The organism is Mycobacterium asiaticum, from assembly GCF_001673315.1.
Lineage (GTDB): Bacteria > Actinomycetota > Actinomycetes > Mycobacteriales > Mycobacteriaceae > Mycobacterium > Mycobacterium asiaticum_B.
On the sequence record NZ_LZLQ01000098.1, the window covers coordinates 13,301 to 35,580 of the forward strand.

20 protein-coding genes are annotated in these 22,280 nt (G+C 65.3%); 14 read left to right on the forward strand and 6 right to left on the reverse strand.

Translation table 11 applies throughout. The annotated features are described in order from the left end of the window. The first annotated feature begins 5 nt into the window (after positions 1-5). Positions 6-845 (forward strand): SDR family oxidoreductase, encoded by an 840-nt coding sequence (locus tag A5636_RS15285; RefSeq protein WP_065159485.1) that lies wholly within the window; start codon positions 6-8, stop codon positions 843-845. 2 nt (positions 846-847) lie between these two features. Beyond that, on the forward strand, positions 848-1,552 hold the full coding sequence (locus A5636_RS15290; protein WP_065159486.1) for an acetoacetate decarboxylase family protein: 705 nt from the start codon (positions 848-850) through the stop codon (positions 1,550-1,552). Positions 1,553-1,562: 10 nt separating this feature from the next. Here the strand turns inward: A5636_RS15290 and A5636_RS15295 are convergent, their stop codons facing one another. Then, positions 1,563-3,059, reverse strand: coding sequence for a potassium/proton antiporter (locus A5636_RS15295; protein WP_065159574.1), 1,497 nt, complete (start codon positions 3,057-3,059; stop codon positions 1,563-1,565). A gap of 156 nt (positions 3,060-3,215) precedes the next feature. Between A5636_RS15295 and A5636_RS15300 the strand changes: the two genes are divergently transcribed. Then, entirely contained in the window at positions 3,216-3,905 is a 690-nt protein-coding gene (locus A5636_RS15300) for a potassium channel family protein (protein ID WP_065159575.1), read from the forward strand. Between the two features lie 8 nt (positions 3,906-3,913). After that, a complete protein-coding gene (locus A5636_RS15305) occupies positions 3,914-4,315 on the forward strand; it encodes a hypothetical protein (protein ID WP_065159487.1) in 402 nt (133 codons plus the stop codon). Positions 4,316-4,318: 3 nt separating this feature from the next. On the opposite strand, the gene A5636_RS15310 is transcribed toward A5636_RS15305, so the two are convergent. Continuing rightward, positions 4,319-5,662: a flavin monoamine oxidase family protein gene (locus A5636_RS15310; protein ID WP_155763836.1), complete on the reverse strand. Its 1,344-nt coding sequence runs from the start codon at positions 5,660-5,662 to the stop codon at positions 4,319-4,321. Positions 5,663-5,786: 124 nt separating this feature from the next. Between A5636_RS15310 and A5636_RS15315 the strand changes: the two genes are divergently transcribed. After that, on the forward strand, positions 5,787-6,764 hold the full coding sequence (locus tag A5636_RS15315; protein ID WP_065159488.1) for an alpha/beta fold hydrolase: 978 nt from the start codon (positions 5,787-5,789) through the stop codon (positions 6,762-6,764). Here A5636_RS15315 and A5636_RS15320 read toward each other — a convergent pair. Continuing rightward, the gene (locus A5636_RS15320; protein ID WP_065159489.1) at positions 6,759-8,105 is read right to left on the reverse strand and encodes a flavin monoamine oxidase family protein; all 1,347 of its coding nucleotides are present in this window, start codon (positions 8,103-8,105) and stop codon (positions 6,759-6,761) included. The genes A5636_RS15315 and A5636_RS15320 overlap by 6 nt on opposite strands. Before the next feature lie 124 nt (positions 8,106-8,229). Between A5636_RS15320 and A5636_RS15325 the strand changes: the two genes are divergently transcribed. Further along, entirely contained in the window at positions 8,230-9,228 is a 999-nt protein-coding gene (locus A5636_RS15325; RefSeq protein ID WP_065159490.1) for a TIGR03617 family F420-dependent LLM class oxidoreductase, read from the forward strand. Between the two features lie 31 nt (positions 9,229-9,259). Here A5636_RS15325 and A5636_RS15330 read toward each other — a convergent pair whose 3' ends face one another. Then, entirely contained in the window at positions 9,260-10,384 is a 1,125-nt protein-coding gene (locus A5636_RS15330; RefSeq protein WP_065159491.1) for a hypothetical protein, read from the reverse strand. Then, a complete protein-coding gene (locus A5636_RS15335; RefSeq protein WP_065159492.1) occupies positions 10,384-11,502 on the reverse strand; it encodes a phosphotransferase family protein in 1,119 nt (372 codons plus the stop codon). Before A5636_RS15335 ends, A5636_RS15330 begins: the two co-directional genes overlap by 1 nt. A 43-nt stretch (positions 11,503-11,545) precedes the next feature. Here A5636_RS15335 and A5636_RS15340 point away from each other — a divergent pair, with 43 nt between their 5' ends. Together A5636_RS15340 and A5636_RS15345 are read left to right on the forward strand one after the other, a co-directional pair. Continuing rightward, positions 11,546-12,148 carry a TetR/AcrR family transcriptional regulator gene (locus A5636_RS15340; RefSeq protein ID WP_065159493.1) on the forward strand — a complete coding sequence of 201 codons (603 nt, stop codon included), beginning with the start codon at positions 11,546-11,548 and terminating at the stop codon, positions 12,146-12,148. Then, the gene (locus tag A5636_RS15345; protein ID WP_065159494.1) at positions 12,145-12,975 is read left to right on the forward strand and encodes an SDR family NAD(P)-dependent oxidoreductase; all 831 of its coding nucleotides are present in this window, start codon (positions 12,145-12,147) and stop codon (positions 12,973-12,975) included. Before A5636_RS15340 ends, A5636_RS15345 begins: the two co-directional genes overlap by 4 nt. On the opposite strand, the gene A5636_RS15350 is transcribed toward A5636_RS15345, so the two are convergent. Then, positions 12,976-14,262 (reverse strand): HNH endonuclease, encoded by a 1,287-nt coding sequence (locus tag A5636_RS15350; RefSeq protein ID WP_065159495.1) that lies wholly within the window; start codon positions 14,260-14,262, stop codon positions 12,976-12,978. Between the two features lie 106 nt (positions 14,263-14,368). On the opposite strand from A5636_RS15350, the gene A5636_RS15355 reads away from it, so the two are divergent. The 6 genes from A5636_RS15355 to A5636_RS15380 all read left to right on the forward strand — a co-directional run bounded on the left by A5636_RS15355 (position 14,369) and on the right by A5636_RS15380 (position 22,231). Continuing rightward, positions 14,369-15,325 (forward strand): DUF4129 domain-containing protein, encoded by a 957-nt coding sequence (locus A5636_RS15355; protein ID WP_065159496.1) that lies wholly within the window; start codon positions 14,369-14,371, stop codon positions 15,323-15,325. After that, positions 15,322-15,804 carry a hypothetical protein gene (locus A5636_RS15360; protein WP_065159497.1) on the forward strand — a complete coding sequence of 161 codons (483 nt, stop codon included), beginning with the start codon at positions 15,322-15,324 and terminating at the stop codon, positions 15,802-15,804. The genes A5636_RS15355 and A5636_RS15360 overlap by 4 nt, the downstream gene beginning before the upstream one ends. A gap of 93 nt (positions 15,805-15,897) precedes the next feature. Continuing rightward, positions 15,898-16,872, forward strand: coding sequence for an AAA family ATPase (locus A5636_RS15365; protein WP_065159498.1), 975 nt, complete (start codon positions 15,898-15,900; stop codon positions 16,870-16,872). Next, positions 16,869-18,134 carry a DUF58 domain-containing protein gene (locus A5636_RS15370; protein WP_065159499.1) on the forward strand — a complete coding sequence of 422 codons (1,266 nt, stop codon included), beginning with the start codon at positions 16,869-16,871 and terminating at the stop codon, positions 18,132-18,134. Before A5636_RS15365 ends, A5636_RS15370 begins: the two co-directional genes overlap by 4 nt. Then, entirely contained in the window at positions 18,135-18,569 is a 435-nt protein-coding gene (locus A5636_RS15375; protein ID WP_065159500.1) for a hypothetical protein, read from the forward strand. Positions 18,570-18,691: 122 nt separating this feature from the next. Next, positions 18,692-22,231 carry a PPE domain-containing protein gene (locus tag A5636_RS15380; RefSeq protein WP_065159501.1) on the forward strand — a complete coding sequence of 1,180 codons (3,540 nt, stop codon included), beginning with the start codon at positions 18,692-18,694 and terminating at the stop codon, positions 22,229-22,231. Positions 22,232-22,280: the final 49 nt, after the last annotated feature.

Below are 22,280 nucleotides of genomic sequence, written 5' to 3' on the forward strand. Positions count from 1 at the left end.
ACCGTGTGCCGAAGCTGCAGGGACGACGAGTTGCCATCACGGGTGGCGCGCAGGGGATCGGACGGTCGATCGGCGAGGCGCTGATCGCCGCGGGAGCCCGGGTGGCGCTCGGTGATATCCAAGAGGCACTGGTAAAACAGGCCGCGGCCGAATTGGGTGGCGGCACAACCGGTTACCACGTCGATGTGACCGACGCGGTGAATTTCGAGACGTTCCTGGACCGAGCGACCGACGACCTCGGTGGGCTCGACGTGCTCGTCAACAACGCGGGCATCATGCCGATCGGGCCCTTCCTGGAAGAAAGCCCGAATGTCACCCGACGCACCGTCGAGATCGACGTGCTCGGCGTCATGACGGGGACCCGACTGGCCGGCACCCGCTTCGCGAAAAGCGGAGCGGGCCACATCGTCAACATCGCCTCGGTGATGGGCACCCTGGCATCGCCGAACGCTGCCACCTACTGCGCGTCCAAATACGCTGTCGTCGGGTTCAGCGCGGCGCTGCGTCAGGAGTGGCGCGGTACCGGAGTCAAGATCTCCGCGATCTGCCCCGGCTTCGTGCGGACCGACCTGATCGCGGGGATGTCGGCGCCGGGCCCCTTGGAACGGTTCCTGGTAGTGAACCCGGAAGACGTCGCGGCGGCCGTCGTCGCCGAACTGGTCAAAGGATCGTCGCGAACCGTGTTCGTGCCCAAGCTGGTCGGGCTGGTGTCGCGCGGTACCGCCACGCTGCCGGCGCCGGTCGTCGACGCGGCCTTCCGGTTGTCGGGTGGTAACAAGGTCACCGCAGAGTTGGACCACGAGAAACGAGCGTCGTATCAGGCGCGCATCGAAAATCAGGAGTAACCATGGGGGACACCAACACTCGTATCGAATTGACCGGATTACGGGGGGTGCCGGAGACAGCCCTCAGCGCGGCGTTGCTCGCGTCCTTGCCGGCTAACGAGGCGCCGGCGCCGTGGGAGTGTCATTGTTCGGCGTTGCTGTGGCTGGGTCGAGGGGGGCGCACCGCAGCCGCGGCGTTGCCGCCCGGCTTGGGCGGCAGTCCCGCGCTGGCCACCGTGGGCGGGTTCGTGCGGTACACCGACACCCCGGTCGGCGCGTACGACGAGGTGCTGGGCATGGTCGCCTCCCGCACTGGCCTGCGGCCGTGGGGCAACGTGGCGTTCATGTCGGTGAATTCCGAATCGAGCCTGGTCGGAGGCCGGACCAATTGGGCGATGCCGAAAACACTGGCCCGCTTTGACGGGGAATTGGCCGACGGCGGGCTGATCACCGGCAGCGGTACCGATCAGGTGTCCTGGACGGTCAGCGCGGCGCCGCGAGTCTTGGGGCCGGCCATACCGCTCAAGACCAAAGCCACCGCGCGCCAGCAGTTCGCTGATGGCCGCGTTGGTGATTCGCTGCTGACCTTCTCCGGCCGAATCCGGCCGGCTTTCGTCACCGTCGGCGTTTCCTCGGCGGGACCGCTGCCGACCTGGCTGCGTCCCGGGCGGCATCTGGGCGCCTTCGTCGAAGATGCGATCTTCAGCCTCGGCGAACCGCGGTTCTAGGCACCCGCCGCTAATCCATCTCGCCGTATTCGTCGAACCAGTGCGCGAGCTTGCCTCGACGACTGACCGCGCGCAGTCTGGCTTCGGCCGCGGCACGCGTCTTGCTGGTCGTGACGATCAGTAGTTCGTCGCCGGCCTCGATGCGGGTGTCGGGTTCGGGAACGAAGGTGTGGCCGTCTCGGATGATCAGCGTGATGACGGCTGGGTCGGGGAGTCGTAGTTCCAGGATGGTGACGTTGTGCAGTCGCGACGGCCTCTGCACCGTCATGGTCAGCAGTTCGGCATCCAGCATGTCCAGCGGAGCCGCTTCCACCTGAATCTCTCGGGTGGCCTCCCGCGAGATCAGGCCCAGCACGCGTGCGATCGGCCGCAGGCTGGGCCCTTGGATCAGGGTGAAGACCACAACCAGGACGAACACGATGTTGAGCAGTCGAGAGCTGCCTGTCACACCTTCGACGATCGGAAAAGTCGCCAGCACGATGGGCACCGCGCCGCGCAACCCCGCCCACGACAGGAACGCCTGATCGCGCCAGGGAATGCGAAACCAGATCAGTGTGCCCACCACCGACAGCGGGCGTGCGACCAGCAGCAACACCAATCCGATGACGATGGCCGGCAACACGTCGACTGCCAGTTCACTCGGGTCGACGAGCAAGCCGAGCAGCACGAAGAGTCCGATCTGGGCCAGCCAGCCGACTCCCTCAGCGAACGAACGGGTCGCCGATCGGTGCGGCAGCCCGAGGTTCGCCAACACCACGGCGGCCACATAGGCGGCAATGAAACCGCTGGCATGGGCGTCGCCGGCGGCGGCGAACGCGACGAGGCCCAATCCGAACGTCGCGATCGGGTACAACCCCGACGCGGGTAGTGCGATGCGCCGCAGCCCGAAGGCGCCGAGGTATCCGACGACCAGGCCGATCACGGTGCCCCCGACGAGTTCGTACACCAGGTCCGTTACCGCACCTTCGGGGTGGAACACGAACGGCACCACGCTGAACATCAAGACCAGAATCACGCCCGGCGCATCGTTGAAACCGGACTCGGCCTCCAGCAGCCCGGCGAGCCGCCGCGGCAGCGGCAGCACTCGCAGCACCGAGAACACAGCCGCCGCATCGGTGGAGGAAACGATGGCGCCGAGCAGCAGTGCGAGCTGCCAGTCGAAGTGCAGCAGTAAGTGCGCACCCACCGCGGTGACCACGGTGCTGATGACGACACCGAAGCTGGCCAGGGCGGCCGCGGGCCCCAGTACCTTGCGAATGTCGCTGAACCGCGTGGTCAGGCCGCCTTCCACCAGGATGACGGCCAGCGCCGCGGTGCCGACGTTTCTGGCCAGGACGACGTCGTCGAACTGCAGGCCCAGGCCGTCCTCGCCGATAGCGACGCCGACCAGCAGGAACAGCAGCAGACTGGGGAACCCCACGACCGTGGCCACGCGGGTACCGACGATGCTGGCCAGCAGCACGAGGCCGCCGACCGACACGGTCAGGTAAAGCTGCTCCAGGGTCATTTCGTTCCAGTTCACACGCGAGCGCGGCAGCGATCGCTACCGCGGTTTGTACGGACGAGGGCGCCGACGACGGCGTGCTGCCAGTAAATCAGCCCGGGCCTACGGCGCGCTCGCTGCACAGCGATAGGCAAAGATGGCTGCATGGCCAAACGGAAACTGCGGATCGGGATTGCCGGCGCCGGCAATGTCGGCCGTTCCGTCGCCCAAGAGCTGCTCGACGCCGGGCACAAGGTGCTGCTGATCGAACGGCAACGAAGCAATTTCGAACCGCACAAAGTCCCGGCGGCGGACTGGTTGTACGCCGACGCCTGCGAAATGTCCTCGTTGCAGGAGGCCGGCGTCCAGACGTGCGACGTACTGATCGCCGCCACCGGAGACGACAAGGCCAACCTGGTGGTGGGCCTGCTGGCCAAGTCGGAGTTCGGTGTGCCTCGGGTGGTGGCCAGGATCAACGATGTTCGCAACGAGTGGCTGTTCGGCCAGTCGTGGGGCATCGACGTCGCGGTGTCCACGCCGGGTGCAATGGTCGCCGGCATCGAGGGCGCCATCGACGTCGGCCACCTGGTCCGCCTGATGGGCCTTCGCGAAGGACGCACCGCTCTGACGAAACTGACGCTGCCCGAAGACAACCCCTTGGTCGGTCAGCAGGTGGCCGAGCTGAAGTTGCCGAAGAACACCGGTTTGGTCAGCGTGGTCCGGCGCGACAGCGTTATCGTTCCGGGCCCCGAAGACGTGCTCGAGGCAGGCGATGAGGTGCTCTTCATCGCCGACAACGCGCGCGAACGTGCCCTGTGGGCCGCGATCAACCGGGCACGACTGGGCCGGTTGCCGAGCAACCGAACCTAGGACGGCAAATGTCGGTAGCGCTACTGCGTGAGATGTTCGAGCGGATGGTCGTCGCGAAGAACAGTGACCTGATCGAGCACTACTATCATCCGGATTTCGTGATGTACTCGGACGGCCTGAGCCAGGCTTTCGCCGAGTTTCGCGACAGCCACCGCACGCTCTACGCGACCCCCATCACCTACGCGGTCGAGTACGACGACCAGGCTTGGGTGGAGGGCTCAGACAAGGGTTCCGACGAGGGTTCAGGCAAGGTCGCGGGCAGGGTATGGATCACCACCTCGCGCCCAGGGGAGGAGCCGACCCGAATCGAGGTGGTGCTGATCGTCGCCTACCTCGACGGACGGATCCACCGGGTGTGGGAGACCACCTGGCCGAGCTGGCGCACCGCGGCCGCGTTCGAAAGCTATTGACCATCAACCCAACCGGCGCAGTAGTTCGGCGGCGGCATGCCGCCCGCTGAGCAGCGCGCCGTGCACAGTGGCGGGGTTGTCCGCGCCCACGGCTTCGCCGGCCAAGTACAGCCGGTCACCGATCGGTTCCTGTAGGCGGCGACGATCATCGGGGCCAGACCCGGGGGCGTGGTAGGAGTACGAGCCCAGGGCATAGGGATCCACGGTCCATCTCGAGGATCGGACCTCGACGGGTTCGGCGCCGAACAGCCGCCGGGCGATGGGCGCCGCGTCCGCCAGCAGATCGTGCGGCGGCGCGGATTCCAGGTACCGCCCATTGCGACCGGGATTGAACGCCAACACAATTGGCCCGGCTGAGGCGGGCAGGGTGAACCACTGTGCCCACCTGTTCTCCTTTGCACCCAGATACTGGAAGAAGGCGTTCTCCCGGTCCCAATTGCGCTGCCGGAACCGGAAATAACTCTTGGCCAGCACGCCGAATCCCAGCGCGCGCACCGCGTGGGCGTGTCTTTCAGGAAGGGGCGGGTCGAAGGTGATCGCACCGGATTTCAGGACACCGAGCGGAACGGTGACGATCGCGGCGGGCCCTTCGAAGGTCTGGTCGCCGGCCGTCACTACCACTGAGTTATCTTGCTGCACAATGGAATTTACGATGGTGTTGAAGTCGATCCGGATTCCGTCGGCCAGCAACCGCGGTAAGGCGTCATAGCCGGTGGTGACGACGGACTGCGGACCGCCGGTGTAGCTGCCCTGATCGAACGTGGTGGCCGAGAGTTGGTCTGCGTCGGCGGCGTATTCGTCTTCAATCTCGGTATTGACGTAGTAAGCCAGCGCGGCGCGCTCCCGGTCGGAGAGCTCTTCGCGGTTTGACCGGGCGGCGACGGCGGCACCCAGACTGCCGCCGCTGGCCTCCTCGCGCGCGTCGGACACCAGGTCGCGCCAGGTCTGGGAATGGTATGTCATCGGTTGCAACTGCGGATCGATCGCCAGTTCCGCCGGGTTGTCATAGTTGGTCGGCTCGATGTGGGCGTGGACTTTGCCGGCCAGTTCCAGCAATGGGTTGTTCGTGGTGCCGTGGATCCATGACGCACCCAGTTCCAGTGGGGTGCCCCAATCGCGGCTGGTGTGCACCCGGCCACCGATTCGGTTGCGTGCCTCGACGATACGCACCTGGCGCCCGGTGTCGCTGAGACTGCGTGCCGCGGCCAGGCCGGCCATGCCGGCACCGACAATCAGCACCGACCGGTTGTCGGGACCGGAGGCGGGTATTGCGCATCCTGAGGCCAGCCCGCTACCCGCCGCAACTGCACTCGCAGCCAGGAATTCTCGGCGGGATAGGTGGAACACGAGTGTCAGCGTCCCACGCCGTTACCGTTTTGTGTTCTTCGAATGCGATTGGCCGCACATCACGTGTGGGTAAACTCCCCTGACACCGGAGGGTGGCAATGGAGCCGCCGAGGGGGGAGCGGCGATGAGTGCTCAGAAGTCCACTACGCGTGGCAGATCGGGCCCGAAGTCAATGGTTGAGTTGCCGCCCAGTAGCACCCTTGCGGTCCGCGCCGCCGACGGCACACGGTTGCACGCCGAGGTATTCGGCCCGCCGGACGGCTACCCGATTGTCCTGACGCACGGATTCGTCTGTGCCATCCGGGCGTGGTCTCACCAGATCGCTGATCTGGCTTCCGATTATCGCGTCATTGCCTTCGATCACCGCGGTCACGGGCGCAGCGGAGTGCCACGGCGCGGCGGTTACAGTCTCAAGCACCTGGCTTCCGACCTAGATTGCGTGCTGGACGCGGCGTTGGCTCCGCACGAGCGTGCCGTGATCGCGGGGCATTCGATGGGCGGCATGACAATCCAGGCCTGGTCAGAACGTTACCGGCACAAGGTTCAGCGGCGAGCCGATGCGGTCGCATTGATCAACACGGCCAGCGGCGACCTGCTGCGCAAGATCAGGTTCCTTTCGGTGCCGAGGGGATTGTCCCCGGCCCGTGTGCTGGCCGGCCGCACGTTGATCAATGTCGTTGGGGGACTGCCGCTTCCCGCGGTGGCCCGGATCCCCAGTCAGCACCTGGTGGCGATGATGGCCGTCGGAGCGGGCACGGATGCGGGCACCGCCCGGCTGGTGTACGAGCTCTTCGAGCAGACTTCGCCGCTGGGGCGCGGGGGTTGCGCGCGGATGTTGATCGGTGAGGTGGGGTCGCGCTACCTGAACCTGGATGGTCTGACGGTCCCGACCCTGGTGATCGGCAGCCAACGGGACCGGCTCACGCCGATCAGTCACTCGCGCCGGATCGCCGCAACCGCGCCCAACGTGGTCGGGCTGGTAGAGCTGCCCGGTGGACATTGCTCGATGCTGGAACGGCCCGCGGAAGTGAATCGGGAGCTTCGCGGACTCGCCGAGTCCGCGATGGCCCGGCACGCCCAATACCGGCGGATCAGCTCATAGCAGCGAGGCTACCTCGGCGGCCGCACGCTGGCCGGATCTGACCGCGCCGTCGAAATACCCGGTCCAGACGTCCGCTGTCTCGGTGCCGGCCCAGTGGATGGGGCCGACCGGCGCGCGTAATACCCGGCCGTACTTCGTCCAGGATCCTGGCGGCACCGCGGCCGTCGGGCCACCTGAAGCGAATTCCTCTGCGCCCCAACGGTGATCGGCATAGTCGAGGGGTTCGAGCGCTTCGTCTCCGAATAGCGCAGCGAAACACCGTAGGGCGTCGCGGCGGCGTTGCTCGGGCGCTAACGAGTCGAAAGCGCGGGAATCGACGAAACCCAGCAGCAGGCCTGGGCCGTCGGGATGTGGACTGAGGTCGAATGTGATGAATACGGGGCCTTGGTCGGATAGCGACTGGCCCGAGAAGCCGTTGCGCCGCCAGAACGGCGTTTCGTAGGCGGCGTAGGCCTTACTGAGCCGGCCCTGTGGCCAGTTGTGGGCGAGTCGCTCGTAGTCGGGTGGAAGTGGGGGATTGAACTCGATGGCGGCGCGATGGGCCGGGGGGATGGCGACGATGACGAACCCGGCTTCGGTGTGACCGCGATCGGTGGTGACAGTGACGCCAGAGCCGTGCCGGTCGATGCGACGGACCGGGCCGTTGAGCACCACCCGGTCACCGAGTTCGGCGGCCAGCGCCAACGCGATCTGCTGGGTGCCGCCGGGGAAGTGGTCCTCCTGCGCGCCGTTGCGGGTGTCGAGCAGGCGGTTCATTCCGCCGGCGGCGCGAACGTAGCGGGCGGCATGCAGTAACGACACATCGTCTGGTTCGCACCCCCAGGTCACCCGGGTCATGATGGCCATCAGGTCACGCGAGGAGGCTGTGGCGCGGACCAACCGCAACCACGCACCGAGCGAGACGCCGTCGAACTGCTGGGCCCGCCGCGCGTTCCAGGGCGCCGCCACCGGCACGGTGCGAGAGATTCGTTCGAATTGCCACTGCAAGCGCCCGATGTCGATCAGGCCGATCAGTGAAAGTCGAGGAATGGTGCCGCGATATGGGCGCGACGAACCACGCCAGCGGATGATGTTCTTGCCGTGGTGGTGCGTCGGCGCGGTCGGTATCTGCAGGTCAGCCGCCAGGGCTTTGACGGCGTCCTGGGTGGGTCCGACGAACGAGCCGCCGAGGTCGATGGGCAGGCCCGCCACGCTGCCGGTGAACGAACGCCCGCCCACGCGGTCGCGGCCCTCCAGCACCAGCACGTCATGACCTTGTTGTGTCAGCTCGCGAGCTGCGGCAAGGCCGGCAAAGCCGGCGCCAACCACCACGACATCGACGGTCCGCGGGGGGTTTGTCACGTCCTCTAGTCAACAGCATCGAAGGGGTTCCGTACTGTACTTTTTGCCCCGCATCCGTATCCGTATCCGCCACCACCGTCCGCATCCCGTACCGCATCCGCCACCGCAAATTGAGGTAGCCGCCTTGAAAGTTTTCACCGCTCTGTACGGCCTTGCCGATGCGGCCGATCGGGCGCGCGAGTTGCGCGATGCCGGGGCGCACGGTGTCGCCACCTTCGAAGGCCCGCACGACGTGTTCGCCCCGTTGACGCTGGCCGCCACGGTGGGTGGCCTGGACCTGATGACCAATGTGGCAATCGCGTTCCCGCGCAACCCGATCCACTTGGCGCATCAGGCCAACGATCACCAGTTGCTCAGCGGTGGACGATTCATGTTGGGACTCGGCACCCAGATTCGCCCTCAGATCGAGAAGCGGTTCGGCGCCCAGTTCGACCGCCCGGTGGCCCGCATGACCGAACTGATCGCGGCGCTGCGCGCCATTTTCGAGGCGTGGAATACTGGTGCCCGCTTGGACTTTCGCGGTGACTACTACCGGCACACGCTGATGACGCCGACCTTCAATCCCGGCCCGAATCCCTACGGGGCACCGCCGATTTTCGTCGGCGCGCTGGGACCTCGGTTGACTAGGGCGACCGCCGAGCACGCCGACGGGTTGCTGGTTATGCCGTTCGGTTCTAAGCGGTTTCTGCAGACGAACACCCTGCCCGCGGTACGGGCGGGCCTGCAGGCCAGCGGCCGGCGACCTGAGGACTTCACGGTCATTCCCGAGATCATCGTGTCCGCCGGCGACACCGAAGAGGCTTCGGCACAGGCTGCCGCCGGAACCCGGCGGCTGCTGTCGTTCTACGGGTCCACGCCCGCGTACCGGCCGGTGCTGGCCGCACATGGCTGGGAGGATCTACAGCCAGAGCTCAACGCGATGTCCAAGCAGGGCCGCTGGCAGGAGATGGCCGGTCTGATCGACGACGACATCATGCACACCATCGCAGCGTGCGGCACTCCCAAGGAGATCGCCGCGCACATCCGGGACCGCCTCGACGGTGTCTCGGACACCGTGTTCCTGTATCAGGCGGCCCCGATCGGCTTGTCCACTCTGGCCGAACTCATCGACGAGCTGAAATAGCTACGACGCTGTTCAATAGCTACGACGCTGTTCAGGGAGCGACGCTCAGCCAGTCGGCGAAGCCGGACGGGTCGTGCCGACCCAGCGCGCCGTGCTCGTACAAACCCCAGCCCTCCACCGGGTCGGCGTCGCCGTCACGGCACACGGCCCGGCCGACATGGTCGATCACGCCGAAGCCGGACCTGCCCACGATTCCCGGGTCGGTCATGTCGTAGGTGAGCCGTTCGGCGAATTTCTCGCCCCGCCAAACGCCGTGCAGCCAGTCCGAATCGCCGCCGTAGCCGCCACCGACGTGGATCGGAACCGGGAGTTTGGATTCCACGTCGAAGTGCACGGGGGTGCCGTCGGGTCGGGTCGCGTCGATGGTCGCTCCGGTCGGGATGCGGGTGCCCGAACGGTAGTGGATCTTGACCCGCGGCCAGCCCAACTGCTCGACCCGGCCATCACGCCACACCCGGGTGCAGTCGTTGAGGGAGCGGAATCCGTTGGGCTCCTCCTGAATGATCAGCACGATGGCGAAGTCATCGAACGCCATGGGCACGTACAGCCACCACATGCCCTCGAACGGTGGATCGGCCGGGCGCCCTGCGGGTTCGGCTTCGCCGATCGGGCGGATGCCCCAGGACCGGTCGCGGCTGCCGATCCAGGCGGCGGGGTCGACCTTGATTTCCTCTCCGTCGACGCTCAGATGCCCGCTCCAGCTGCCCAACTGGGCGAACCGCTGGGCGTTGAGTGTGACCCGGTTGCCCGTGCGCAGGATGTGCGGCTGTTCCTGGACGACATCGAACAACCCCTCCCAGGTGAGATCGGCTGCGATGCCTTCGGTTTCGTCGAGCACGATGCGCAGCTTGCGCAACGGCTCGATGACCTCGACTCGATATCCGTTGACGTGTTGGTGCAACCGGTCCTGGTCGATGGCATCGGAAACATGCACTGCCGTCTGGGTGTCCCCCCGCCTGATCAACAGGAACGCGTCCTTCACACCCAGATTGGGGTAGTAGCCAATGCCGGTGATCACGAAGATGTTTCCGGTGCGGTCGTGGGCATTGAAATAGGAGCGGTCGTAGAAGTTGCGGTCCGAGGAGCCGGGCCAGGCGATCGGCTGGGGCAGCTGATGAACGGGGTACTCGTCGAGCGGGCCCAGACTGTGCGCCATTAGCGCTCCTCTCCAATAAGGCGTTTCATCAAACCGGCGTGGTAGAACAGCGACTCGACGTCGTCGGGTTTCTCGGCTTCACCGAAGTGCACCCGACGTGCGCCGGTGCGCATGAACACGCACGCCCACATAACGCCGGAATATGCGTAGAACCACCGCAGGTCGCCGAGTTCTACGCCGATGAGTTGCCGGTACGTCGCGCGCACGTCCTCCTCGCGCATCACATTGGGCAGCCCGGGCAGCGTCGCCAGACCGGCCAGCTCCTCAAACACCTTGTGCGCATAGATCATCCATGCCACATCCAGTTCGCGTGGGCCGAGTGTCACCATTTCCCAGTCCAGTACCGCCACCGGTTCGAAGTCTCGGTACAGCACGTTGCCCATCCGGGCATCGCCCCACAGCAGCACGGGCTCGCGTGTCGCGGCCTCCTCGGGCCAATTGTCTTGCAGCCACTGCAAGCTGCGTTCGACCAACGGTGACCGCCCGATGTCCGGGACGGCGAAGTCATACCACGACTTGACCCAGGCGAAATGCTTGTGCAGCGCGGTCTCGCCGGTCAGCCCTTCGCTGAGGAAGCCAAATGTCTTATCCGCCTGCGGGATCGAATGCAGGCGGGCCAGTACCTGCACACTGGCATCCTGCAGCTTGCGCTGCTGTTCGGCCGGTGCGTCGGCGAACCAGTTGCCCCCGAACGTGTATGGCATTACGTCAGGTGGCACCACACCATCCACGTAATCCATCACGAAGAACGGGGCGCCGAGCACCTCGCCGGTGTTCTCGATCCAGCGCACCTGGGGTACCGGGACGTCGGTCAGCTCACCGACCTGGCGGATCACTTCGAATTGGTGGTCGAGGCGATAGCTGGGGAACACCGGGATGTCTTGAGCGGTGGGCGCCACCCGCACCACCAGCTTTTGCTCCTGGTCCTGCCAGCGGGCCGTCAGGATGATGGTTTCCGAGGACATGCCCGTGGAGTCCACGCCGCTCTCCACGGTGACCTCGGGAGCAACGGGAAGCACTGTCGCTAACCAACGAGACATGAGGTCAGGGACGGTGGCGGTGTCGCGGCTCGAGCGTTGCATGCGGCCTACATCTTCGACCGCCGGTTCATTGGCCACGGTGCTTCCTTTGCGGGGTAATTACGATACGGTAGGTAGCGTTATGAAAGCAGACCCGTCAACCCTTGACAAGGCCCCCGGAGCCGGGCGCCCGCGGGATCCGCGCATCGATTCGGCCATCCTGACCGCCACCGCGGAATTGCTTGTGGATTTCGGCTATTCGAGCCTCAGCCTGGCTGCGGTCGCCGAACGTGCCGGGACAACGAAATCGGCGCTGTACCGCAGGTGGTCGAGCAAGGCCGAACTGGTGCATGAGGCCGCCTTTCCGGTAGCACCGACGGCCTTGCAGGCACCCGCCGGTGACTTCGCCGCCGACATCCAGATGATGATCGAGGCCACCCGTGACGTCTTCACCACACCGGTGGTCCGGGCCGCACTGCCGGGGTTGATGGCAGATATGACCGCCGACGCTGAGCTCAACGCCCGCGTCATGTCCCGCTTCGCGGGGTTGTTCGCTGCGGTGCGGATACGGCTGCAGGAAGCGGTGGACCGCGGCGAGGCGCACCCCGACGTCGACCCGGACCGGTTGATCGAATTGATCGGAGGCGCCACGATGCTGCGGATGCTGCTGTACCCGGACCGGATACTCGACGATGCCTGGGTGGCGCAGACGACCGCGATCATCGTCCATGGGGTCACTCGATGACCGCGGCGATCGTCACCGGGGCGAGTCGGGGCCTGGGCCGGGCAATTGCGCTGGCCTTGGCGGCCGAGGGGGTCGGGGTGGCCGTAGCCGGCCGCACCGAAGCCGTCTGGGACGACCGGCTGCCCGGCACGATCGGCGAGACCGTCGCCGACATCGAGGCGGCGGGCGGGCAGGCGGTAGCAGTCCGGTCCGACCTGACCGACCGTGACGACATCGTGCGATTGGTCGATACCGCGCGAGACGCATTGGGTCCCATCACAATGCTGATCAACAACGCCGCGTTCACTGCGCCCGGCCGTCCGGGTGCTCAACCGCGCCCCAAGCAAGCCGCACAGGCCAAGCCCGGCTGGCCCGGCTTCGTCAGCACACCGCTGGCCGCCTATCGCCGCCATTTCGAGATCGCCTTGTTCGCCGCCTACGAGCTCATGCAATTGGTCGCCCCCGACATGATTGCTGCGGGTGGCGGCTCGATCGTCAACATCACCTCGGTGGCCTCGCGCCTGCCCGGAGACGGGCCCTATCCTGACCGCAGTGCCGGCGTCCTGCCCGGCTATGGCGGATCGAAGGCAGCCCTTGAGCATCTCACCCAATGCGCCGCTTACGATCTCGCGGAATACAACGTCGCGGTGAATGCCCTCGCGCCGTCCAAGCCGATCATGACACCAGGCTTGTCGTACTACGCCCACGGCTTCGACGACGTGAGCTCGGCTGACGAATTCGCGCAAGCTGCAGTGCAATTGACGCGAGTGGATGCGGCAACGATCACCGGGCGCACCATCGGTCACCTACAGGTGCTCGACGGCAGCTATACACCGTTCAGCCCCTAATCAGGCGGCGTGGCGGTCGATCAGTGTGATGCCGACGATGGTTTCGATTTCGCTGATGTCGACTCTGGGGTGGCCCGGTAAAGGTGGTGCGGTGGACCGGTAGCGGGCGCCGGTCGGCGTGGTGTACTCGGCGCTGTGCTGGCCGTCGGTGGTGGCGGTGTGGACCTGCCAGCCCGGTGCTTCTTTGGTGTAGTTGCAAAGCTCGCACTGACCTTGGCCGTTGTCGGCAGTCGTCTTGCCGCCGCGCCGCCACGGTTGCGCGTGGTCGCGGTGGCGGATGGGAGCGTCGCAGTAGGGTGTGCGGCAGGTCTGGTCGCGCAGCCCGATGAAGGTGGCGAGTCCACGGGGAAAGGTGCGGCTGCGGGATTCCATGGCGACCAGGGCGCCGGTCGAGGGGCGGGCGTACAGGCGGCGCAGGCTCGCCCGGGAGCGCCGGTCGGTCAGCGCGTTGTTGATCATGGTCCGGGCCACCTCGGCCGGGACGGGCCCGTAGCCGTCGATCAGCGCCGGGCTGGCGTCCTGGCCGAGCAGGGCGGTATCGGAGATGACCACCTGGACCGCAACCGGGGCAGCGGCATCGGCGGGGCTACCGGTGATGCGCTCAAAAAGCGTGTCGGCCATGACCTGGCCGCGTGACCGGCCATCGAAGGTGGTGTCCGCCGTGCGGCGCAGTGCGGCATACACGCCGACGCCCTGGGCGACCGGCAGTAGAGCCGACACCCAGGTCATGGTGTCGGGGGCAGGGCGGATGGTGACGGTGCGGTCCTTTTGGGCTTTGGGGGCACGATCGACCACGGCGTGCGGGTCCATCCGGTAGGCGATCGCCTTGGCCGCGGCGGCGATCCGCTTGTCGCCCAGGCCAGCCAACCTGGCTGTATCGGCGCACAGTTCGCGGTCCAGGGCGCGCCGATCATCGACATCCAGGCAGGCGGATTCGCGCACGATCAAGGTGGCCCGCCATTCGGAGAGCGCTCCGCTTTCCAAAGCGGCCAGGGTGTGCGGCATCTCGTGGAGCAGGGCCTTCGCCAAACCGAGATGTTGCCCACCGCGTACCGGTGTATCCCGCCGCGCCAGGGCTATCTCACTACCCACTCCGCGGCAGCGTTTGTCCGCCGGCACCCCGGCCGCGACCTCGGCCGCGCGCCGGGCGGCCTCAAGCGCCGCCGCCGCCCGGGCTTGACCCGCCGCGGCGGCACTTTTGACCTGTTCCAAGGCGGTGATCCGGGCGACCAACTCGGCCTCGCCGGCCCCGGCCTCGACTGCCGCCAAATCCGCTAATTCGAACATACGTGCGACTCTACGCTCACCCCCCGACAAGTCACCGCCGCCACTGGACCGGCGCAGGCAAGCGCCGCTAGCCTTCGGCTATGAGGCGCCTGATGGCCTTCCGCTGATGTTCGACAAGCCCACGGGCCGCGTAATCGCGGTGCTCGTCCTGCTGATTGTGGGTGCAGCCGCCCTGCGCGGGTATCTGCCGCCCCACCATGGCGCGCGGCCGGCGGAGAACGGCGGAAACAACGCCGCACTGGTGTTTCTCATCGCGGCAATCGCTGCGACCGTGGGCCTGTTGGCGTTTTCCATCGTGGCCCGGCTCCGCGACCCGCAATCGGTCGCGCCCGGTTCGAGCGATCTGTCGGAAATGCTCGGCCGGGGCCGCGGCGAACGACCCAGCTGGCGGGTGGTGTCGATAGCAATCGGGGTGGTGGTGGCCTGGCTGGCAATCGTGTTCCTGCTGTCCCGGTTGTGGGCTCCGCCAGAAGTCAATCTCGATGCGCCGCAACAATCCTCGAACTCCTCGCCCACGCCGGCGCCGGGCGGGAGCGCGCCGCCGGAACAGCACCCGCGTCAGAAGGACAGCGGTGACATGCTGGGGGACCTGCTCGCGTTCGTACCGGTGCTGCTGATGTTGTTCGCCGGGGGAGTCGTTGCGTCGCGGCGCCGACAACGCCCGGGTGCGCCGGCGGCCACCCCCGGCGATCAAATCGCCACCCCGGCAGCAGAGGACGCGTCGGAATCACTGGTGCGTGCCGCGGAAGTCGGGTTGGCCGAGATGGCCGATCTCAGCCGGCGGCCCCGCGAGGCGATCATCGCTTGTTATGCCGCGATGGAACGCGAGTTGGCGAATGTGCCCGGCGCCGTCCCCCAGGAAGCCGACACGCCCACTGAGGTGTTGGCCCGGGCCGTCGCACACCATGCGTTGCGGGCTGATACCGCAATCGAGTTGGTGAACCTATTCGAGGAAGCCCGGTTCAGTCCGCATGTCATGAACGAGGGGCATCGCGAGACGGCGGTGCGGGTGCTGGAGTTGGTCCTCGACGAGATCGCGCCGCGCTCGAGTGAGGCGGTATGAAAAGGCTTATCGTCCTGGGCATTCTGCTCATCATCTGCATGGAAGTGCTGGCACTAGTCCTGCACGATCGGCGATTCGTGTTGGCCGCTGCCGGCACCTGCCTGACGTTGGTGCTGCTCAACATCCGTCGCGTGCTGGGTCATCCCAACGAGCCTGCGGCCGAACCGGATTCCGATGATCTCGGCAATTCGCTACGGCGCTGGTTGGCCAGCACCGAGACGACGATCCGGTGGTCGGACTCGACCCGCGCCGACTGGGACCGTCATCTGCGCCCGATGCTGGCGCGACGCTTCGAACTCACTACCGGTCAACGACAGGCCAAAGACCCGGCATCGTTCCGGGCGACCGGCGAAATGCTTTTCGGCCGCGAACTATGGGAATGGGTTAACCCGAACAACGTCGGGTATGCCGCTGCCGACCAACCGGGCCCGGGTCGTGCAGCGCTGGAAGAAATTCTGCGGAGGTTGGAGCAGGTATGAGGACACGCGACACGCGGATACAGCTAGACACGCGGATACAGCTAGACACGCGGATTCAGCTATGACGCGGATAACCGTGACGCGGACACAGCTATGACGATGTCAGCCGCGACGACCACCGCCCAGTGCGAGGCGGTACTCGACGAAATCGAACGCGTCGTCGTCGGAAAGCGTGCTGCCCTCACGTTGATCCTCACCGCAGTTCTCGCCCGGGGGCACGTGCTGATCGAGGATCTGCCGGGGCTGGGGAAGACGCTGATCGCCCGCTCCTTCGCTGCCGCCTTGGGCCTCGAATTCACCCGGGTGCAGTTCACCCCCGACTTGCTGCCGGCCGACCTGCTCGGCTCGACCATCTACGACATGCAGTCGGGACGGTTCGAGTTTCGCCGCGGCCCGATCTTCACCAATCTGTTGCTCGCCGACGAGATCAACCGCACACCGCCCAAGACGCAGGCGGCCCTGCTGGAGGCAATGGCTGAAGGGCAGGTGAGCATCGATGGTCAAACCCATAAGCTGCCAATGCCGTTCATCGTCCTGGCCACGGACAATCCGATCGAATACGAAGGCACCTATCCGTTGCCGGAGGCACAACTCGACCGGTTCGCGATGCGGATGGAACTGCGCTATCTCTCTGAGGAAGACGAGACGGCAATGCTGCGGCGCCGGTTGGAACGCGGATCGGCAGAACCCACGGTCAATCAAGTGGTTGACGCGCACGACCTGCTGGCGATGCGTGAGTCAGTCGAGCAGGTATCAGTGCACGAAGATGTCCTGCATTACGTCGTGTCCCTGGCCACCGCGACGCGGCACCATCCGCAGGTCGCCGTCGGGGCCAGTCCCCGGGCCGAACTCGACCTGGTTCAACTCGCCCGCGCCCGCGCTCTGCTACTGGGTCGCGACTATGTGATCCCCGAAGATGTCAAAGCGCTCGCCACCCCCGCGGTTGCACACCGGATCACGCTGCGTCCCGAGATGTGGGTTCGCAAGATCCAGGGTGCTGATGTGGTCGGAGAACTGTTGCGGCGGTTGCCCGTACCCCGAGCCAACGAAAAGAACAATCCCGGGTGATACAAACTCGCGACGTCAAGTTTCGCTGGCGTGCCTCGCAATTGACGTTGTCGATTGCCACCTGCGTCGGAGTCGCGTTGGCGTCCGCGGTTATTGGTGGACGCTGGCAGTTGATTGCTTTTGCGGCACCGCTGCTCGGGGTGCTGTGTTCATTGAACTGGCAGCTGCCGGTGCCCGCCGTTCAGGTGCATGCCGAGCCCGATTCGCAACGCTGCTTCGAAGACGAGGAAGCGCGGATATCAATATGGGCCACCACCGAATCCGGTGCAGGGGCAATACAGCTCACCGTCACCGCCGTCGACGGAATGGAGATCGAAGTCCTGCAGACAACGGCAAGCCACGCCAAAGACATTGTGGCAGTGGCGAAGCGCTGGGGCCGGTATTCCATCCAAGCTCGGGTCGACGTCCTGGCGCGGGGCGGCCTGATCCGGGGCACCGGGACCGTTGACGCCGCCGACGTCATCGTGTTTCCCCTCACGCCGCCACAGGCGACTTCCATCCCCCGAACCGAACTGCTCGATCGCCTGGGCGCCCACCTCACCCGGCATATCGGCCCCGGGGTCGAATACGCCGACATCCGTCCTTACATCCCCGGAGATCAGCTGCGCGCAGTGAACTGGGCGGTGAGCGCCCGGCGCGGCCGGCTACACGTAACGCAGCGGCTGACCGACCGCGCCGCTGACGTGGTGGTGCTGATCGACACGTATCGACAGCCCGCCGGGCCCGCGACCCAGGCCACCGAACGCGTGGTGCGTGGCGCGGCTCAGGTGGTGCAGACAGCGTTGCGCAACGGCGACCGCGCCGGAATCGTCGCCCTCGGCGGCAACCGTCCGCGCTGGCTCGGCGCGGACATCGGCCAGCGCCAGTTCTACCGCGTGCTCGACACCGTGCTCGGCGCCGGCGATGGATACGAGAAGACCACCGGAACGCTGGCGCCCCGCGCCGCAGTTCCGTCGGGTTCGATCGTCATCGCATTCTCGACCCTGCTCGATACCGAATTCGCGCTGGCCCTCATCGACTTACGCAAGCGCGGACACGTCGTGGTGGCGGTGGATGTTCTCGACAGCTCGCCGTTCGAGGGCGAACACGACCCGTTGGTGGGTCGGATGTGGGCGCTGCAGCGCTCCGCCATGTACCGCGACATGACAACCATCGGCGTCGACGTGCTGTCGTGGCCGTCGGAACGTTCACTCGAGCAATCGATGGGCGCCTTGCCCGACCGCCGCCGACGCGTTCGGGGCCAGTCGCAGGGCGGAGTCTGAATGCTCATTCAATCCGGCGGGCGCGTTCTGTCACTGATGCTGGGCGTGCTGATGGTAGCGGCGGCCACGGTCGGCCAGGGCGGGCCCGCCCTGGCGCTCGGTGCCGCCGCAATCCTCGCGGTCGGGCTGGGGACGATATATCGGCCGGCGTCAACCGTTGCGGTGTCATTGACGGCGATGACGTTGCTTTTTTCGGATGCATCGCACGTGCTGGCCGCAGTTTCCGGATTAAGTGCCGCCGGTTACCTGGCGTATCGATATGCCATGGCTGGAGAAAATGCCTGGAACGGACCGACGACCGTGGCGGCTGTCGGGTTCACGTTCGCCGGGCTCGTCGCAACCTCATTTCCGTTACAGGTGCCTTGGCTGCCGCTGATAGCTCCGCTCGCGGTGCTGGCGATCTATGTTTTGGCCACTCGTCCGTTCATCAATTGACGGATCAGCAGATTATTTCTATGAGGTTGTGTCATTCGCCGGGAAACGCATGGTGACTAGTCGTACAGTCTGTGGCCGGCGGGTCTAATGCGGCCCCTGGGATTCGATAGAACGGGGAACTGATGAGTTTCTTCACTCTGCCGCCAGAGATCAATTCGTTGCGGATTTTCGCCGGCGCCGGGTCGGGTCCGATGCTGCAAGCCGCGGCGGCCTGGGAGGGCCTAGCCGCCGAATTGGAGTCCGCTGCATCGTCGTTCGCCGCCGTGACGTCGGGTTTGGCGGGTCAGGCCTGGCAAGGTGCCGCTTCTGCGGCGATGGCTGCCGCAGCGGCGCCTTATGCGGGCTGGTTGAGTGCGGCCGCGGCGCGTGCGGCCGCGGCGTCGAGTTCGGCCAACGCCGTGGCGAGTGCTTTCGAGGCGGCGCAGGTAGCGACGGTGCACCCGCTGGCGGTGGCCGCGAACCGAAACGCCTTCGTGCAGTTGGTGTTGTCAAACCTTTTCGGACAGAACGCCCCCGCGATCGCTGCCGCGGAAAGTCTGTACGAGGAATTCTGGGCTGCGGACGTAGCCGCAATGGTGGGCTACCACGGGGGAGTATCCGCGGCGGCCAAGACTTTGTCGTCCTGGGGTTCGACGTTGGCTGGATTGCCGGGGCTGGGTCAGGTGGCAAGTGCCGCCGCTGAAGCCACCTCGAGCGGGGGACTACTCGGAGGCCTCCTGGGCGGTGTCGGCGGCGGTGGTCTTGGCGGGTTGGTGGGCGGTGGCCTGGGCGGCGTCGATGCGAGCGTCGGTGGCGGGAGTTCCGGCGGTGGTCTGCTTGGTGGTGTTCTCGGTGAGGTCGGTTCGGGTCTCGGCGGACTTGTGAACGTAGGCGTCGGGGTCGGCTCGACGGTCGGTTCGATCCTCGGTGGCGTGAATTTGGGTTCGGGCCTGGGCGGACTGCCCGGGATCGGGACACTGTTGAGCCTGGCGGGGGGCTCCGGTGCCATCGGTATGACGAATCCCTTCGCGTCCGTCACTACCGGGTTGGGCAACCAGGGTCAGTGGAACCTGGGCGGCGGAAATATCGGTGACTTCAACTTGGGCAGCGGGAACTTCGGCAACCTCAACCTCGGCGGCGGCAACATTGGCAACCTCAACCTGGGCAGCGGGAACTTCGGCTTCTTCAACCTGGGTTCTGGGAACATCGGCTACACGAACTTCGGGAGCGGAAACAATTTCGGCAACCTGAATTTCGGTAGCGGCAACGCCTATGGCAACGGAAACTTCGGTCTCGGAAACCGCTCTGGTTCCAGCAACTTCGGCAGCGGGAACTTCGGCGGCTCCAACTTCGGCAGCGGGAATAACGGGTTCTTCAACCTGGGCAGCGGGAACATCGGCAATTCCAACATCGGGTTCGGTAACAACGGCAACCTGAACTTCGGGTTCGGCAACAACGGCAATAACAACATCGGCTTCGGGCTGACCGGTGACAATCAGATCGGCATCGGCGCTCTCAACTCCGGTATCGGCAACCTGGGCTTCGGGAACTCCGGTAACAACAACATCGGGTTCTTCAACTCCGGGAACGGCAACGTCGGGTTCTTCAACTCTGGCGACGGCAATACCGGCTTCGGTAACGCCGGCTCGACGAACACCGGATTCTGGAACGCGGGATCGATCAACACCGGGTTCGGCAATGGTGGCAGCGAGAATTTCGGCGCCGGTAACGGCGGGTTGGGGAACTTCGGCATCGGCAACGCTGGTTTCAACAACGCCGGCTCCGGAAACGCGGGCTCATTCAACACCGGTGACTTCAACGCCGGCGGTGCGAACTTCACCGCTGGCACCAACACCGGCTCGTTCAACTCGGGCAACCACAACACCGGCTTCGGCAACGCCGGTGACATCAACACGGGACTGTTCAACTCGGGCAACGTCAATACCGGCTTCGGCAGTTCTGTCGACCAACCCGGCACCGTCTCCGGCTTCGGCAATACCGGTTCCGTTGTCTCTGGGTTCAACAATTCGGGAGACAACATCTCTGGTTTCCAGAACGTCGATACCTTCGGATTCGGCACCTCTGGATTCCAGAACGTCGGTTCCTCGCTCGTCGGCTTCAACAACACAGGGTTGTTCAACACCGGCATTGGCAACAGCGGGTTGGCCAATGTCGGTGTGAATCTGCTGGGCGAAAACAGCACGGGCATCGGGAACGTCCGAGACAACACCTCCGGGTTCTTCAACGCCGGGGACAACAGTTCTGGCATCGGAAATCAGGGCAACGACCAGGCCGGGTTCTTCGGCCGCGCGGCAACCCCGGCGTTCCGTTTGGACCTCGGGCCATTGGCGCCGATTGTGTCGGCTGCGGCAGCACCCGGAGCGATTTTCGCCCTGCCCGATATCAACACCGGTCTGGGTAACCAGGGTCAGTGGAACCTGGGTGGCGGTAACCTCGGTGACTTCAACCTGGGCAGCGGCAACTTCGGCAACGTCAACTTCGGCAGCGGGAACATCGGCAACCTGAACCTGGGCAGTGGAAACTTCGGTTTCTTCAACCTCGGTTCGGGCAACAGCGGTTACACGAATTTCGGTAGCGGCAACATCGGAAACCTGAACCTGGGTTGGGGCAACAGCGGCTCGACGAACTTCGGCTTCGGGAACACCTTCGGTGACAGTAATTTTGGTGGCGGCAACCGCGGCAGCTTCAACTTCGGTAGCGGAAATGATGGCAACTTCAACCTGGGCAGCGGCAACTTCGGCAGCAACAACTTCGGGTTCGGCAATCTCGGTAGCAACAACTTCGGGTTCGGCAACCTGGGCAACAACAACATCGGCTTCGGACTCACCGGTGACAACCAGATCGGCATCGGCGCCCTGAATACCGGCACCGGAAATATCGGCTTCGGAAACTCCGGTAACAACAACATCGGTTTCTTCAACTCCGGTGATGGCAACGTCGGTTTCTTCAACGCCGGTGATGGCAACACCGGCTTCGGCAACGCCGGGTCGGTCAACTCGGGGTTCTGGAATGGAGGCTTCGCCAATACCGGGTTCGCCAACGGTGGTAGTGAGAACTTCGGACTCGGCAATGCCGGCTCATCTAACACGGGTATCGCGAACGGCGGTTATGAGAACGTCGGCTCGGGCAACGCCGGAGTTCAGAACACCGGCGATTTCAACTCCGGCGGAGCACTGGGCTTCGGTGGAAACACCGGATCCTTCAATTCGGGTGCAAACAACACCGGCTTCGGCAACTCCGGTGATCTCAATACGGGCCTGTTCAACAGCGGCGATGTCAACACCGCGATCGGTAGCTCCACCGATCAGCCCGGCACCGTCTCAGGATTCGGGAACACCGGCGCTAATGTGTCCGGCTTCAACAACACCGGCGACTACGTCTCAGGCTTCCAGAACACAAGCCTTAACGGTGCTGGCTTCCTGAGTAGCTCAGGCTTCCAGAACAATGGCACCGGACTGATCGGGTTCAATAACACCGGAGATTACAACAGGGGGTTGGGCAACTCGGGCTCTGGAAATGTCGGCTTCAATAACTCGGGAACCGCGAATTCCGGATTCGGCAACTCAGGTGGCTTCGGTTCCGGCTTCGTCAACTCCGGCGACTACAGCTCCGGGGTCGGCAACCAAGGCGACGATCAAGCCGGCTTCTTCGGCCGGCCGTAATGGTCAGTGCCGCACAACCGTAATCGTCAGTGCCGCAAGGCTGTAAGCG